We start from the raw sequence: 15,499 nt of genomic DNA, 5'->3' as shown, positions 1-15,499 counted from the left end.
TTTTCTCGTGTGCCGGGTTGCTCAACTAGCCTATTCGCCAAACCGCGTCAAGGGCAAGTCCCGCCGGTTGCGCCGGTCGGGGAGGCTGATACACTCCCCGAAGCTATTAATTTCTTGTTGATAGTCTAATCCTCCGGGCGAAAAAAGCACTCGGGAAATGGAGGAAATCGCTTGAACGCCGCCAGTATCAATATCGACCCTCTTGTGCGCACCGCGCGGCAGATTCGGCGGGATATTCTCGTGATGACCCACGCGGCCGGTTCCGGCCATCCCGGCGGAAGTCTGTCGGCTGCCGATTTCGTCACCGCGCTGTACTTTCACAAATTGCGACACCGGCCCGCGGATCCGCATTGGGAGGGACGCGACCGCGTGATCTTTTCCAAGGGCCACGTGGCCCCGGTGCTGTATGCGGCGCTGGCGCGCAGCGGTTATTTTCCGCCGGAGGACCTGCCGACACTGCGCCGTCTTGGTTCGCATTTGCAGGGTCATCCCAGCATGGAGACGCCTGGCGTCGAGGTGGGCTCCGGCAGTTTGGGCCAGGGATTGTCGATCGCGGTGGGTATGGCGCTGGCATCGCGCATGGACGGCCGCGACACGTGCTGCTACGTCGTGTGTGGAGACGGCGAGGTGCAGGAAGGGCAAATCTGGGAAGCGATGATGGCCGCCGGGCATTTTCGGCTCGACCACGTGCTGGTATTCCTCGACCACAACAATTTGCAGATCGACGGCTTTGTCGAGGAAGTCATGGGGCTGGAACCGCTGGCGGACAAACTGCGCGCGTTTCGGTGGGCGGTTCACGATATTGACGGCCACGACATGAGCGCGATCGTCGAGGCGCTGGCCGAATTCCCGCGTCGCGACGGCCGGCCCACGGTGATTGTCGGCAAAACGATCAAGGGCAAGGGCGTCTCGTTCATGGAAAACCAGGCGGGATGGCACGGTAAGGCGCCCAATGACGATCAATTGGCCCAAGCGCTGGCGGAACTGGCCGATCCGGAGGACGCGCCATGAAAATATACGGCGAAAAACCCACGCGGGCCGGCTACGGGGACGCTCTTCTCAAGCTGGGCGAAACCAACGAATCCGTGGTGGTGATGGATGCGGATTTAGCCAAGTCGACGACCACTTCCTGGTTCGCCGAGAAGTACCCAGACCGATTCTTCGATGCCGGTATCGCCGAACAAAACATGTTGGGGATGGCCGCGGGCCTGAGTCTGATGGACAAAATCCCCTTCGTCTCGACCTACGGCGTGTTCGTGGCCGGACGCGCCTGGGATCAAATCCGCACGACGATTTGCTACTCGAAACTCAACGTAAAAATCGGCGGCATGCACGGCGGCGTGTCGGTCGGCCCGGACGGCGCCACGCACCAGGCCCTGGAAGAAATCGCCACGATGCGCGTCTTGCCGCACATGACCGTGCTCTCGCCGTGCGACTATCACGAAGCTGTCCGCGCCACCTTGGCCGCGGCAGACATCGTGGGGCCGGTCTACCTGCGCTTCGGACGCGAGGCGGTGCCGATCATCACGACCGCCGACCAACCCTTCGAACCCGGCAAAGCCGTTGTGCGGCGGGAAGGGAAGGACGTGGCGCTGATCGCCACCGGCCACATGGTTTATCACGCGCTGCTGGCGGCCGAGCTTTTGGCCGGGGAGGGCGTGGAGGCCCTGGTACTCGACGTGCATACGATCAAGCCGTTGGACGAGGCGGCCGTCATCGAAGCGGCCCGCTTGTGCGAATGCGTCGTAACCTGCGAGGAACACCAGACCACCGGCGGCCTGGGAGGCGCGGTAGCCGAGTTGTTGGGGCAACAGAGGCCGACGCCCATGCGGTTGATTGGGATTCGCGATCGCTTTGGAACTTCGGGGCAACCGGAGGAGTTATTCGCGGAGTTCAACATCACTTTTGAGGACATTGCGGTCGCCGCCCGGCAGGTGCGGGAGTTCGCCGGAAAATGACGGCTGCGACATTATCCCTTGACATGCCGCCAACAGTTTCACATATTTTCTGCAACTGATCGGAGCATTAGCAATTCATGGTTATTGAATCGTTGGAGAATGCGACCGGTCTACTGACACCTTGGATCAATCGACGAACAGACGCCGGTCATCTTTTTATGGGTCCCACCGTGTAAGAATCCGGCACACCTCGCAACAATCGTCCATGGAGATTGGGGAGCTTGTGATGTCAGTGTCGGCTGCAAGTGGACTGTTGCTCGTCTTGGCTGGTTGTCTCCCGCCGTTGGCTATGGCCGTGGCCTCGCCGCGGCCCCGGAGGCGCGTGTACGTGGCCGGGGCGTTCGGCGAGCTTTATCAAGAAGTGCTTTCGCCACTTTATCAGGATATTCTCGTGAAATCGGGAGCGCTCGAGGGAGCATTGCGCGAAGCGGTGGATCCGCCGACCGAGGCTGTGGAGCCTCTCGCGCTCATTCACAACCAACGGCTGTATGTAGCCGCGTCCTGCCTGAACCGCGTCTGGGCGGACAATTGGCCGTCCCAATGGCGGCAAAGTGAAGAGCCCGATCCACGCGTCGAGCATGAGGCGAAATCTTCATTCGAGCGGTTGGAAAGCAGCGCCGCCTTCCTCGACGAGACATTTGGACGCATCGCTGAACTGGAAACACCCAACGACTGCCTGCGTTTAGTGGATAGCCTTATTGAACAAGCATTTCGCCCGGCCTTGGCTTGCCTGGCGCTCTGCGCTTTCTATCCCTCCGTGACTGCTCAGAGCGGTGCGTTGAAGGATGACTACCGGTCGCCCCCGGTGCGTTGGCGCGCCGCACTGCAAACCCTGGGGTTTGAAATTCTGGTCGCCACCGGAGTATGGCCGCCACGACCGCTGGACGATCCGCATTCCGCGCCGGCCGTGAATAATTTTCTGAGGCGTTTCGGGTTTTTCGCGCAGCGGCATTTTGATCCGGCTTACATGCGCGAAATCTTGCGTGATCTGCGAAAACAAGCGACACATCCGGCGAAGGTGGACGCGGTGTACGAAAAAAGCTGCAACGTGTTAGCCGAGGAAGCCAAACTTCTGCTGGCTCGCGTAAGTTACGCCATGTCCACAATCATGTCGCGTCACCGGCAAATCGCGCTGCCCGAATTCGACGGCGATCCGGCGTTTGTTTCACTGGCGGATTGGCATTCGCTAACCACGCAGGAAATCGACTCGGATGCCGCGCTCGCTCACGCCGCGGAGAGTCACCAACTTTGGCTTGAGGCGCAAACACAGACCAGCCCGGCGGCCATCGAAATCATCGACGATCACATCCGCCCGTGGGATCATGCGCAAAGATCGTTTGTGGCGTAAGAGTTTCGCCCTTTCACGACAATTTCGGCTACAATGACAAGGTGAATCCTAACGGGTTGCTTTCATTAGTGCGCGACACATTGGAAGAGACCGTGCACCATTCCGGCACCGTTACTCGGTATCGGTCCCCGGTGATGGCTCATCTGCGCGCCGATCACCCGAATTTTGCCAACTTGCGCAACGTCGTGCATGCGCAATACGACGCACCGCAAGACGTCCTTGGTGGCGCGAAATCCGTGGTGGCGTTTTTCTTGCCTTTTGCCGCCGATATTGTCACCGCCAATGCCCAACATTACGTGGAAGTCGACGAAAAATGGGCGCGCGCCTACGTCGAGACCAATCGTCTGCTGATGCGGGTGAAAGAAGCCATCAAAACGGCGGTGGCCGAAGTGGGCGTACAGGCGGAGGGCCGGCCGCCGACCGGCTGCATCGACCCGCAAACGATCACCGTGCCCTGGTCCCACGAGAGCGTGGCGGTCGCAACGGGTTTGGGCAGTCTCGGCCTGCACCAAATGGTGATCACCGACGCCGGCTGTGCGGGCCGCTTTGGCAGCATTGTGCTGGATGCGGACCTTCCGCCGCGCGAGCCGCAACACAAAGAGCGGTGCCGATATTTATACAACGGTACGTGCCGTGCGTGCGTGCGACTTTGCCCAGTGGGCGCACTTCACGTCACCGGCGGCCTCAACAAAGAGCGTTGCTGGCGGCGCTGCAAGACCAACGCGCTTCGCTTTCAAGCGATGGGGGAAGTGGAGGTGTGCGGCAAATGCGCCGTCGGCCCATGCGCGTTGCAGTCATCGGTATAGCGCCGGCTCCTTGGCTCCGAGAATAACCTTTTCCTTGATCGGGAAGATAAACCGCGCTTCTGCGACGGGCGTTAGTACGCTCGCTCGACGATAAAGCGGGCGAGGGCGCGCAGCGCATCGGCCTTGGCGTCAAAATCGGCCAGGGCCAGTAGCGCGGTGTCGAGCAATTCTTTGAGGTAGTTGCGCGCACCGTCGAGCCCGAGGTGGTCGACGTAGGTTGTTTTTCCCTGCGCTTTGTCCGAGCCGATCGGCTTGCCGAATTGTTCGGGATCGGCCACCACGTCGAGCACGTCGTCGGCGACTTGAAAAGCCAGGCCGATGTTTTCGCCGAACACCGTCAACGCGGCGAGGGCCGGTTCGTCGGCATTGGCCACCAGCGCGCCGTGAAGAATCGCCAGGTTCAACAGCTCGGCAGTTTTGGCGTATTCCATCAGGCGCAATTCTTCCAACGAAGGCGGCGTACCCTGGGTCGTGTAAATCATGTCCAGGCTTTGACCGCCCATCGTGCCCTGCCAGCCGATGCGGCGCGACGTTTCGGCGATGATGCGCACGGCGATATCGGCCGGCACCCGCCCCTCGCGTCCCTCGTTAGCCATCACTTCGTACGCCCAGGTGAGCAATCCACAACCGGCAAGCAGCGCCTGCGCTTCGCCGTATTTGACATGATTGGAGGGTCGGCCGCGGCGCATTTCGTCGTTGTCCATGGCCGGCAGATCGTCGTGGATCAAGGTATAGGTGTGGATCATTTCCAGGGCGCAGCCGAAAGTAAGCGCAACATCCACATCGCCGCCGCACGCTTCGCAGGAAGCCATGGCCAAAATGGGTCGAATGCGCTTGCCGCCGGCAAAAAGCGAATAGGCCATGGCGTTATGAACGAGGCTGAAAGGGGCGGCGTCGCCGGCGGTGATCTCCGCCAGCCGCGCCTCAACGCGAGCCGCGCCTTCCTGCAAATATGTGCGGATGTCCATGTCGTCCTTTCGACTAATCGGAAGTGTCGTCGTCGCTTTCATCGGGCCAAATGACCTGGAACAGCGGCGTGTCGAAGCTCTTGCGGCAACCATCTTCGTGTACGGCGATAACCTGGAAAAACAGGGTGCAGGTGTTTGCCTCGCAAACTTCCTCGCCGGTGAAGGTGCGCAGGTACTTGTAAGGCTCTTCTTCCACGCGCACGAGATCGAAGGTTTTGCCCGCTGAGCGTCCGTCGGCGAAAAACGCGTTGGCGACCACGGATGAAAGTTGGCGGTTCGCCTTTTTTTCTTTGAGTTCAACCCATAAAACGAAATCGCTGCTCGGCCCGCCGCTATCGGGCAGCAATTGTTGATCTTTGAACGACGGACAAGATTCGCCGTCGTCATCGGGCTCTTCGCCGCAGCCGAGTCCGCAAACCGCTAGGATCAACAAGAAAACCAGCAACATCGATAACTTGCGCATGATACCCTCACTTGGGTTCGTTTCGATTCGCAGCTTATGGCGCGGCTCGAAGCCGGTCAAGTCGAAGCCAGCCAACTGGTGATGCGGGGGAACACTTCGTCGTACACGTGTTCGCCGAGCAAAATCGTCATATGGCCGTATTCGCTCTTATGCCCCTGGCTTTTACCGAGCAGCACAAATTCCTTTTTCGGCGACCCGCACGCGTCGAAAGCGGCCTCCACCGAACCGTATTGCGCCGTCTGATCCGCTTCCCCGCACATGAACAGCATCGGAGTCCGTACGTCCTTGAGCCCGTCGAGCAAATCACGGCCGTCGTCACCTACGAAACTGCCCACGCGTATGAATTCGGTGAAGTCGTATAGCAGACGGCTCGGCGTTTGGTCCTGGCAGTTCGCGCCCGACAATGCGTAATGCCCCGGCAGCATGTCAATGTTGCCACTGACGGTTTGCACCCACTTCCACACTTCAAAAAGCGGCGCCGCACTTTGCGTAAAGGTCCGCGAAGGAAGTCCGGGTATGGCGCGCAAAAAGAAACGGAATTTGTCGGCCGGCCGCAAAAACTCGAAATTCGCGGGGCTCGCCAGAATCGCGACGCGCTCGATCTTCGCCGCCAGCGGCCCTTGCAGGAAAGCGTAGGCGACCATGCCGCCCATGCTGTGGCCGATCCAGTGCACTTTTTTGGCGCCGGTCAATTCCAGCACTCGCTGCACCGCGGCGGGCGCATCCTTCGAGTAATGGTCCGATAGACGCCATTTCAGCGGCTTTTGGTAGGCTAGGCCGCCTTTTTCCGAGTAGCCCGCGCCGCGCAAATCCAACACGAAGGTCGGGTAACCCGCCGCCGCTAGAAAGCGGGCGAGGCTCGTACGGGCCGTCAAGTCGTAACTGTGGTGGTTGCCCGCCAGCCCGTGGCAGCAAATGACCGGTCGTTTCGCCTTCACCCCGGCCGGTACGCGGTATTCACTCAAGCCGATGGTCCAACCATCTTCGGTTTGGGTGTAATGAACGGCGTCGGGCTTGCGGTCGCTGGCGTAGAGCCGGCCGAAGATTTTTGCCAGCAAGACGTCTGCGGCCGCCACGCCGCCCAGCGCGGCCGCGATCTGCAATAGGGCCATGGTGCCTCCGGTGCACGGTCAACAAGTGGCGGGCATCATAGCTCTGGCACGCCTTCGGGGTCAACAAAGAGTCAATGGGGGATGCGGACTGACTCGACGACCATATCGTGCAGGGCGATCGCCTGCGCATCGGACCACGTCAGCGGCGCGACGATCTGCAGCAGCCAGATGGCGTCTTTTCCTTCCACCACGTAAATCCATATGAAATGGGTGAGCAATTCGTCGGTCAAGCCGAGGCATTCACGACCGTCGATCGTCGCTTTGATCGCCAGCGGATTGCCGCTCATTTTATCGCGCACCTTGAGCATGGCGCGACCGAGCAGGGCCGTGCTGTCGGCTGTTTCTTCCTGAAACACGAGAACCCCGGGGGAGGGTCGCACCGGCGGCTCGGGGCGAAAAACCGAGGCGCCGTTTTCGTTGAACTTCTTGTAATAACGAGGGATTTTAAATTTCAGGCCGTCCACGTTGACGACCTTGGTGCTCGATAGGTCCGTCGCGTCAGGTGCGGATACGGTCACGCACCCCGCTACCAACAGCCACGCGAGAAGAAGTCCGATCCATTTGATTGCTTGCGTGTTCATCGTTGGTATTTGTTTACCGCATTCACGTGCTGTTTGTAAGTCTCGGAGAAAACGTGATGCCCGCGATTGGTGGAAACGAAGTACTTCCATTTGCCCTCGGCGGGCCACAGCACCGCTTCCATGCTTTCGGCGCCGGGATTGGCGATGGGGCCGGGCGGCAGGCCTTTGCGCGTGTAAGTGTTGTACGGATGATCCTGCCGCAAATGCGCGTGACTCAAATTGCCGTTGAAATGCCTTCCCAGGGAGTAGATGACCGTCGGATCGGCTTGGAGGCGCATCCCGATCCGCAGGCGATTGAGAAAGGCGCGGGCGATTTTCGGCCGCTCGGGATCGTAGGCGGTTTCCTTTTCCACGATGCTGGCCAGCGTGACCACGTCGTGAACGGTCATTTTCTGTTCCAGCGTGCGGGCCGCGAATTTCTCGTTCCACACCTTGAAAAACTGCTCCACCATCATCGTGAGCAATTCGTTAGCGTTGGCGCCGCGTTGGTAGGTGTAGGTCTCCGGGTAAAGATACCCTTCCAGGCGCCGCGCCGGCACGCCTAACCGCTTGCAAAAAACCGGATCGGTAACCAGGTTGTCGGCCGCGTTTTTCTCGTCCAGGCCGGCCCGCTGCAATTTGGCGGCCACGGTAAACGCCGTCTCACCGGGCAACACGGTGAAGCGATGCAACACCGTGCGGCCGTTGGCGATTTGGTCCAACACGTCGCGGAGGGGCAGTCCGCGGCTGATCGCGTACTCGCCGGCCCGCAACCTGTTCGCCACGCCATATTGCTTCGCCACGAGGATAAAACCACGGTAATCGGCGATGACTTCGGCATCTTCCAAGGTGCGGGCAATACGCGTGAGGCCCCAACCGCGTTCGATAATGACGGTCACCGGCGGGTCGCCGGGCTCGCCGGGAGCTTCGCGGAGTACGAATAGCAGAAAGCCGACCGCCGCGGCGAGGACCGTGGCGCAAATCAACAGCAAGACTGTCAGCAACAAACGTCCGGGTGTGCCGTCGCCGGCAGTCGACCGCTGCTCCGGGGCTCGCGCCCGGCTCTGGCTGGTCCGTCTGCGTTCCAAGGTTTTGTTATGCCGCCGTCATCAGGTTCACGAAAATAAATAGCGTGAACAACAAAAAGGTCGCCACACCAAGCACGATGTGCATCGCGCGGCGCCATCCTGGTTTTACCAGCCAACCGGTCAGCGCGCCAGCGAAGACCAGGGCCAGAAAAAGCAGAAAAGTCACCAACATTTTGGATTTGATGAAGATCGCCACGACATGAACCAACGCCCAAAACACCACGGCCGGTACCGCCGACCAACGATGTATCGCGCGCAGCGATTTGTTGTCACGTTGAACCAGTTGGAGTGCGCCGGTGATGGCAACGCCAAGCAGCATCAAGTAAGTCAGGCCGATCAATCCGAGGAGGACCATGTTCAAATTGGGCATCGAATTCCAACTCCGGTGCGTGGATAAGTTTGGCATATACTAGCCCACGCGATTCCAAAAAGAAAGTTGACGCTCGGATGTTGACACGCCGCGTCAAGCTGGTTCATAATTCACTTCCTTGTTAATAAATTCACGTAGGAGTCGAGGACCATGGGCCGCATTAACGACATCAAAAACATGGTGGACGAGCGCCGTTTGGGCTTTACGATGGATGAAGTCATGACCGGAACTCACGAGTTCGAACCCGGTTTCGGTGAGCCCGGCGAAAAATTCATGGAATTTCGCGTCACTTGGGGCCCCAAGCACGTATCCGAATTCATCAACCCCATCGGCGGCAAGTTCATGTACAACGACTTGCGCGGCACCGTGACCATCGAAGGGCTGTGCGAAGACGCGCCGTGCGATGGCTCGCTGGAATTGCTTTATTTCACCGAAGGCAAAATTCGCTACACCTTCACCTTTGAGATTGGCGGCACCGAGTACCTGTTTATCGGGGAGAAAGTGAATCTCCGCCCGTGGAACGTGCACAAAACTCACACCACGTGTTACGGCACGCTGAGCGAGCGGGACACCGGCCGGCTGGTATCGAAGTCGATCACCTACTTCCGCTTCAGCACGACTCCCGCTTTTGTTGCGAGCTTCCGTTTGGCTTAGTACATAGCGTCGAAAAAAAGGAAACGGCCGGGTTATTAGCCCGGCCGTTTTTTTGTTGGCTGAATCAGTCGATCACAAGCCGCAACCGCTGTCGTCATTGTCATCATCATCATCGTCATCGGTGTCATTAACACCATCATCGGTGTCGTCATCGTCACCAACGGCGTCGTCGTCGTCATCGACCGAGTCGTCGTCGGCGTCGTCATCGTCATCGATTGTGTCGTCGTCACCGGCCGTGTCATCGTCGGTGGTGTCGTCGTCGGTGGTGTCGTCGTCGTCGTCTCCCAAATCGTCGTCGCCGTAGGGGCCGTCGCTGGGCACCGCGCCGTAGTAGAACGCGGTCCAATAGGCGATGGAATAGTCCGTGCCGGGACCGACGCGGTTGGCTGGCTGCTCGGAGCAGGAAATGTGGTAGGGAGTGCGTTGCCAGATCATATCCGACCAGCAGCGGTTTTCGAAATCATGCGGTTCTTTGGTACGCACGCTGATGCCGAAAATGTCTTCCAGGAAAGGCAGCCATTCCTGCAACTGGTCCATGATCACGGAGAAGGGATCCAACGGCAGCTCGGGCGGCGTGCGGTTGAACGCCTGATTGGGCGCCTCCTGAAAAATGGTCAACGTGTTCACGATATCCGCGCCGATGTCCTCTATCTCGGGCGCCTCGCACATTCCGCCGCGATGGCAACCGGCGAGATACACCGAGTCAAACCAGGCGTTGTGCGTCCATTGCACCCATTTGCGGACGCTGAAATTCCACATCCGCCACAGGTAATCGAAGCGCTCGCGATCGGGGATCAAGCGAAACAACTGCAGGAAGGTGTTGTGATTCAAGTTGAAGCCGAAGTATTGGCCGTAGGTGTTGAGCCACGTGAAATTGTCGAGCCATAGATACCAAGCCCAGTTGTCCCACAGTTCGTCGAACAGATCCCAATAGCTCGGATCGGCGCCGACGCTGGCCGCCTGCAGCACCCAGGATAAGCGCAGCGTGGGCAGCACGGAGGCCGCGCCGTTGCCGTCGACGATGCCGTCTTGATCCACGATGCGCCAATGGTTTTCCACCAGCGTGTCGATCACGTCCTTGAAATCGGCGCGAATCGTGGCGCGCATGTCCGGGTCGTCCACCGCTTCGTAAGCCAGCGATAATCCCAGCCACCAGCCGGTGTATTGATCGCGGCTCGTGTTGTCGACCCAGTAGAAACCTTCGTATTCGCCTTCCCCGAGAATTTTGGAATCGTGGCCAACGTATTCCCGGTTCCAGGGCTCTTCGTCCAGCGCCACAAAACGGGCTACGTAGCCGGGCGTGCCGGTCACTTCCTTGACGTGGTGCAGGTAGGCGGCCACGCGCAGCACTTCGTCGCGGGCGGCCTCTTCGCCGGTAGACATGTAGCGCAGCGCTTGACTGGCGCAGTACATGCCGGTCCAAATCGTCGAATCGCCGCTGCCGCGCAAACGTTCGAGTTCGGTAAGTGTTTCGTCGGTGTACGTCTGTTCGCAGACACCGCCGATGGAATCCCAATCTTCCCACGGGCCGAAGCCGTTGCTGGCCCAATTCTGGATGTAATCCACGTATCCCAGGGCTTTTTCGTGCAGGACCGGATCGGGCGGCGCGGCGGCCGCAATACCGATAGTCAGGGAAAGAAACAACGAAATAATCACTACTACTCGACGCATGGCAGGCTCCTTGCGGCAGTTCACAGAACGCCCGCTATTAGGAGGGTAAAAACGCGCCTCGTCAACAGCGGCGCCAAAACGGCGATTGACCGCCGGGCGCTCATCCTCTTTCGACGCGGCATGCGGTGTGATACAAAGCGGCAGTTTGAGAAAGGATGCGACCATGGATCACGACACCGATATGCAGCAAGCCGAAACAACCGACGAAGCGACCGAAAGCGAAACCGCCGCGCCGCGCAAGCCGCGACGCAAGTTGGTGGTGATCGGCTGCCTCGTGCCGGCGGTCGTACTCGTCTTGCTGGCCGTGATCATCGTGGTTTCCGTGTCGCGCCAGCGGGCCGGTTGGCGGAAACAAGCCGCACCGAACAAGGGCCAGCCGGAATGGGTCCCCGACGGCATGCGCTTTGTGCCTTGGGCTTCCCCAGGTATCTCCTACGACGGCCCCGGAACGATCGTGGCGTACATGCAGCGCGGTTGTCGAGAAGGCGAGGGCATGGCCGATCCGCTCGGCGGCGTGACGGCGACCGGCAAGGGGATTCGCTGCCGCGAGGGTTTCCCGAGCCGCATGGTGGCCGGGCCGCGCGACATGTTCATCCACCTCCCCGCAGGGTATGAAGAAACGACCGACAAACTGCCGCTCATCGTGGCCTTTCACGGTTTTGGGCAACGGCCGGGGCATGCCATCTACGCTTTCGCCAAGGCGCTGGATGAAGCGCAGCAGGCGGGTCGCTTACCGGCGACGATCACGGTTTTTCCCGACTCTTCGCTGGGTGGAAACGGTCTGGATGATTTGTCTACGCCGTGGGATGAAAACGGCGGCAGTTGGGGCGTCAACTCCAATGTGGGTCGCTTCGCCGACCATTTCACGCAGGAGATAATGCCGTACCTGTTGGAAACCTACCGCATCTCCGACAAGCCCGGCGACACCGTGCTGCTCGGCGGTTCCATGGGCGGCATGATGGCGATCAACTACATGCTGGATGACCCGCGGCGCTTCCCGAATGTCGGCGCGTTTTATCCGGGTTTGGACCTTCGCTATAGCTGCGGCGGCGACAATCGCCTCGCCGACTATTCGCCCGATTGCTACCAACCGATTACCAAGGACCGGCCCAACCGCAAAATGACCACGCACGAAGGCATCCGCGGGCGCTTGTTCGTGGAGCGGATGTTCCTGCATCCGGTGTTCGACTCCGACAAACTCGGCGGCCCGGTATGGACCGACGAAAAGGCGGTTTGGGAACGCGTGCGGGACAACAACCCGGTGGATCGGCTGCGCGCGGAAAAGCCCGATTTGCGCGGCGTGCATATCTGGTACCTGGTGGGCGATAAGGACGACTTCAACATCGATGCGCAACGCTTCGAGTTTGACAAGTTGGTCACCGCCGCCGGGGCCACATTGTACCCCGAGGCACACGTCCGGCCCGGCCGACACGACATGCCCTTCTTCAACAAGCACTTGCGGGAAGCGATCAACTGGATGAATCAACGCTTTCAGGCGAAGTGAGTCACGCGGTAGGCTAACTGTCGGATTTCGGGTCGCCCAGCCAACCAAGGTGACGCGCCAGAACGTCCGCATAGCCCGTCACGACCTTGTCCAGACTTTCTTTCACGGTGCCCCAGTTTTCGGCTTGCGGCCCGTTTGGTCCCGTGCCGGAGAATGGGTCGGCCACACTGAGCGCCAGCAGCGGATGGTGCAGTTCGAGCAAGTGAGCGCCAATCTGAAACGTCACGTCCGACCGCGCACTTTCCTGGCGCACATGAATCGATTCCACGGAAATCAACAACAATTGATCGGCGCCGAAATGTGCCGCGAGTCGCTCGGGCTCCAAGGCGTACCACAAAGGACGAGGCAGATTATCGACACGAATTGTCGCGCGCACCAACGCCTTCTCGGCGCACGGATCGTTCAAGTCGCCTTCGGAAGCGGGGCGTGGAGCGAAGGGATCGCGGCGCGCCGGTGGCGGGCGGTAAGGTTCGAGCAACCGATAATTCGCTTGCCCGACTCGCCGAGGATCGTCGGCGAATCGCTCCACCCACTGCTCCGCCGTCGAGGCAGCCACGAAACGGGGATTGCGCCACGCGGTCAACGAGGCAGCCAGGCGCTGGGGCCAGTCGGCCGCGATATCCCGCAAATCGATGGGGACGCGCCGCGATTCGATATTGATTTCCTGCCGACCGGCAAGGGTGGAATCGTGTGACTCGATCCAAAGGTGGTCGGGTAGCGAAACGAGCAACACCGTGGCGTCGGCGTCACCAAAGCGGTGAAGCGCGATGTCGTGCGCGCGCTGACCGGGGACACAACCGGCGATGAGAAGAGTTGCGAGACACACGAAGTATATGGTGCGTTGTTTGTTCACGTTGGTCGGCGCAACTTCCTTGAAATCAATGGGTGGCGGCAGGGTATATCGATCGCGACGGCGCCGCAAGGATTCGATTGACAGCATATTCGTTATTGAATATACAAAAGTGAACCACGAACGGAGTGCTGGGGTCCCATAAATGAATCGAAATAAGAAATTCGCGTACAACGTGCAATTGGCGATTTTGGGTTTTCTCAAGGAGAAGGATTTCTACGGGTACGAACTCAAGAAAGTGATGGAACGTTTCATGGGTCCGTGGACCAACATCAAATTCGGCTCCATTTATTACGCGCTGGAAAAGCTCGCGCAGGAGGGCTTGGTCGAGCCCGTGCGTGAAGAAAAGGAAGGGGCGCAGCCCTCGCGCATGATCTACCAGATCACCGACAAAGGCCGCCACGCCTTCGACGAGATGCTCTTGGAAAGCCTCGACGCCTACCAGCAGTTTTTCTTCTTGTTGGATGTCGCGTTGTTCTTCAGCGGCAGTTTGGACCGTTCATTGGTGGAGGAAAAACTACACGACCGGGCCGAAAAATCGCAGCAACTTTACGAACTGATGGAAGCGCTGAAAACAACGCATCACGGAAACGAAATCGCGCAGATATTGGTCCGTCATCACCAGATGCATCTTGAAACCGAGAGAGATTTCCTGCTCGAAGTGGCCGAGCGTTTCGCCAATCACGATCCCTTTGCGGGCAAATCGGTGCGTGATTGGCTCGACGCCCATCCGCCGCACGAAGTGAGCGAGGAAGTCAAAACCAATTAGATCGTCGCGCTTGGACGCGCCGAGGAGATTCTCCATGGGCAAACGAACGGCAGCATTGCTTGTGATGTTTTTTCTAATGGCCGCTGTGCCGGTCGCCGCCGAGGAACTGACGCTGGAAAAGGCGATTGAACTCGCCTTGCGGCAAAGCCGCGCCATGCGACAGGTTCAATACGAACGCGCCGCCGCCGATTGGGGGCTGGCCAACTCGATTTCGAACTACCTGCCGCGGGTCAGTTACAACACGACCTGGTCGCGCCTGGATGAGGATACTTTCAGCGACGCGGAAGCCGCGTTTGAATTGCAGAAGCAATTCAATCCGGACGCCAAGCAGTCTGTCTTCGAGGACAGCTATTCCAGCGCCGTATCCGTCGTCCAACCGATTTTCAACGGCGCCGCCGAGATCGCCGCCATTCGGGCGGGGGCCTTCACGCGCAAAAACGCTCACCTGGGCGAACAGAACACGCGCATGAACGTCGCCCTGGAAGTGAAACAGGCGTATTACGGCGTCACGACCGCGCGCGAACTGAAGGTTGTGGCCCGCGAGGCGTTGTCGCTGGCGCAGGAATCGTTGCGTCTGCAACGGGCGCGATACGAAGTCGGCTCGGCGACCAAATCCGACGTGCTGCGCTGGGAAGCCGAAGCCGCGAAGGCCGAAGGCGGCGTGGCCGAAGCGGAAAACGCGCACGCTCAGGCGCTCATGCAACTGGCCCGGATCATTGGCGGCCCCGTCAATCAGCGCTGGGAGTTGCCGAGTCTGGATACCAACGCGGTAACGGTAGAAATCGAGAAAACGAAGGGCATCGAAGGCGTCGGCATTGACGACCCGCTGTCAATCAACAACCACCCGGCCGTGCGGCAAACCGCCGGGACGGTGAAACTGGCCGGCGTGGAAGCCGAAGCGCAAATCGGCGGATTGTTCCCCAACGTCAATTTTTTCTACAACTATAACTGGCTCACCAACGACACGATCGAACCCGACGAAGATACCAGTTGGAACATGGGCATCACGGTGGAGATACCGCTTTTCCAAGGCCTGCGCCGCGTGACGGGCATCGGCAAAACCGTTCGCGCCCGCCAGCAGGCGTCGATGGCCGCCGATCAATTCAACCGCACGTTTTTGCAGCGCGCGTATGCCTCGAAATTGAATTTGCGCAGCGCGCGCCTGCGGGTCATGTCGGCGCGCAAGGCGGTCCAAAGTTCGCAGGCGAATCTCGAGATCGTCGAAAGCCGGGCCGGGTTGGGCATGGCGACCAATCTGGAACTACTCGATGCCCGGATTGCCTACTTGCAGGCGCGATCCGATTTGATCAGCGCCATTAGCGATTTCTACGTTGCCTTGGCCGATTGGGAATACGCAAGCGCGCAGACGGAGGACTAG

At 59.5% G+C, this 15,499-nt stretch carries 16 protein-coding genes; 8 read left to right on the top strand and 8 right to left on the bottom strand.

Translation table 11 applies throughout. The features are described 5' to 3' along the window. Positions 1 to 171: 171 nt before the first annotated feature. The 4 genes from P9L99_12330 to P9L99_12315 all read left to right on the top strand — a co-directional run bounded on the left by P9L99_12330 (position 172) and on the right by P9L99_12315 (position 4,112). Positions 172 to 1,011, top strand: coding sequence for a transketolase (locus tag P9L99_12330; protein ID MDP8224140.1), 840 nt, complete (start codon positions 172 to 174; stop codon positions 1,009 to 1,011). Then, positions 1,008 to 1,958, top strand: coding sequence for a transketolase C-terminal domain-containing protein (locus P9L99_12325; protein ID MDP8224139.1), 951 nt, complete (start codon positions 1,008 to 1,010; stop codon positions 1,956 to 1,958). Before P9L99_12330 ends, P9L99_12325 begins: the two co-directional genes overlap by 4 nt. A gap of 226 nt (positions 1,959 to 2,184) precedes the next feature. Then, positions 2,185 to 3,306 carry a hypothetical protein gene (locus tag P9L99_12320; protein ID MDP8224138.1) on the top strand — a complete coding sequence of 374 codons (1,122 nt, stop codon included), beginning with the start codon at positions 2,185 to 2,187 and terminating at the stop codon, positions 3,304 to 3,306. Positions 3,307 to 3,398: 92 nt separating this feature from the next. After that, entirely contained in the window at positions 3,399 to 4,112 is a 714-nt protein-coding gene (locus P9L99_12315; GenBank protein ID MDP8224137.1) for a hypothetical protein, read from the top strand. A gap of 71 nt (positions 4,113 to 4,183) precedes the next feature. Here P9L99_12315 and P9L99_12310 read toward each other — a convergent pair whose 3' ends face one another. From P9L99_12310 to P9L99_12285, 6 genes are all read right to left on the bottom strand, one after another. Further along, positions 4,184 to 5,080 (bottom strand): polyprenyl synthetase family protein, encoded by an 897-nt coding sequence (locus P9L99_12310; GenBank protein ID MDP8224136.1) that lies wholly within the window; start codon positions 5,078 to 5,080, stop codon positions 4,184 to 4,186. A gap of 13 nt (positions 5,081 to 5,093) precedes the next feature. Continuing rightward, entirely contained in the window at positions 5,094 to 5,543 is a 450-nt protein-coding gene (locus P9L99_12305) for a hypothetical protein (protein MDP8224135.1), read from the bottom strand. A gap of 56 nt (positions 5,544 to 5,599) precedes the next feature. Beyond that, positions 5,600 to 6,655, bottom strand: coding sequence for an alpha/beta hydrolase (locus P9L99_12300; GenBank protein MDP8224134.1), 1,056 nt, complete (start codon positions 6,653 to 6,655; stop codon positions 5,600 to 5,602). Between the two features lie 71 nt (positions 6,656 to 6,726). Further along, positions 6,727 to 7,236 carry a hypothetical protein gene (locus tag P9L99_12295; protein ID MDP8224133.1) on the bottom strand — a complete coding sequence of 170 codons (510 nt, stop codon included), beginning with the start codon at positions 7,234 to 7,236 and terminating at the stop codon, positions 6,727 to 6,729. Continuing rightward, the gene (gene mltG, locus P9L99_12290; GenBank protein ID MDP8224132.1) at positions 7,233 to 8,303 is read right to left on the bottom strand and encodes an endolytic transglycosylase MltG; all 1,071 of its coding nucleotides are present in this window, start codon (positions 8,301 to 8,303) and stop codon (positions 7,233 to 7,235) included. Before mltG ends, P9L99_12295 begins: the two co-directional genes overlap by 4 nt. Before the next feature lie 7 nt (positions 8,304 to 8,310). Next, positions 8,311 to 8,673 carry a hypothetical protein gene (locus tag P9L99_12285; GenBank protein MDP8224131.1) on the bottom strand — a complete coding sequence of 121 codons (363 nt, stop codon included), beginning with the start codon at positions 8,671 to 8,673 and terminating at the stop codon, positions 8,311 to 8,313. Between the two features lie 150 nt (positions 8,674 to 8,823). Between P9L99_12285 and P9L99_12280 the strand changes: the two genes are divergently transcribed. Beyond that, complete coding sequence (locus tag P9L99_12280; GenBank protein MDP8224130.1) at positions 8,824 to 9,327, top strand: hypothetical protein; 504 nt, start codon at positions 8,824 to 8,826, stop codon at positions 9,325 to 9,327. A 72-nt stretch (positions 9,328 to 9,399) separates the two neighbouring features. On the opposite strand, the gene P9L99_12275 is transcribed toward P9L99_12280, so the two are convergent. Further along, positions 9,400 to 10,998, bottom strand: coding sequence for a hypothetical protein (locus tag P9L99_12275; protein ID MDP8224129.1), 1,599 nt, complete (start codon positions 10,996 to 10,998; stop codon positions 9,400 to 9,402). 163 nt (positions 10,999 to 11,161) lie between these two features. Here P9L99_12275 and P9L99_12270 point away from each other — a divergent pair, with 163 nt between their 5' ends. Beyond that, positions 11,162 to 12,502 carry an alpha/beta hydrolase-fold protein gene (locus P9L99_12270; protein ID MDP8224128.1) on the top strand — a complete coding sequence of 447 codons (1,341 nt, stop codon included), beginning with the start codon at positions 11,162 to 11,164 and terminating at the stop codon, positions 12,500 to 12,502. 13 nt (positions 12,503 to 12,515) lie between these two features. Here the strand turns inward: P9L99_12270 and P9L99_12265 are convergent, their stop codons facing one another. Continuing rightward, complete coding sequence (locus P9L99_12265) at positions 12,516 to 13,355, bottom strand: hypothetical protein (protein MDP8224127.1); 840 nt, start codon at positions 13,353 to 13,355, stop codon at positions 12,516 to 12,518. Between the two features lie 142 nt (positions 13,356 to 13,497). Between P9L99_12265 and P9L99_12260 the strand changes: the two genes are divergently transcribed. Together P9L99_12260 and P9L99_12255 are read left to right on the top strand one after the other, a co-directional pair. Beyond that, a complete protein-coding gene (locus tag P9L99_12260; protein ID MDP8224126.1) occupies positions 13,498 to 14,121 on the top strand; it encodes a PadR family transcriptional regulator in 624 nt (207 codons plus the stop codon). 34 nt (positions 14,122 to 14,155) lie between these two features. Continuing rightward, positions 14,156 to 15,499 carry a TolC family protein gene (locus P9L99_12255; GenBank protein ID MDP8224125.1) on the top strand — a complete coding sequence of 448 codons (1,344 nt, stop codon included), beginning with the start codon at positions 14,156 to 14,158 and terminating at the stop codon, positions 15,497 to 15,499.

Source organism: Candidatus Lernaella stagnicola (genome assembly GCA_030765525.1).
Classification (GTDB): Bacteria; Lernaellota; Lernaellaia; order Lernaellales; family Lernaellaceae; genus Lernaella; species Lernaella stagnicola.
This window is presented reverse-complemented; position numbering and strand designations above follow the sequence as displayed.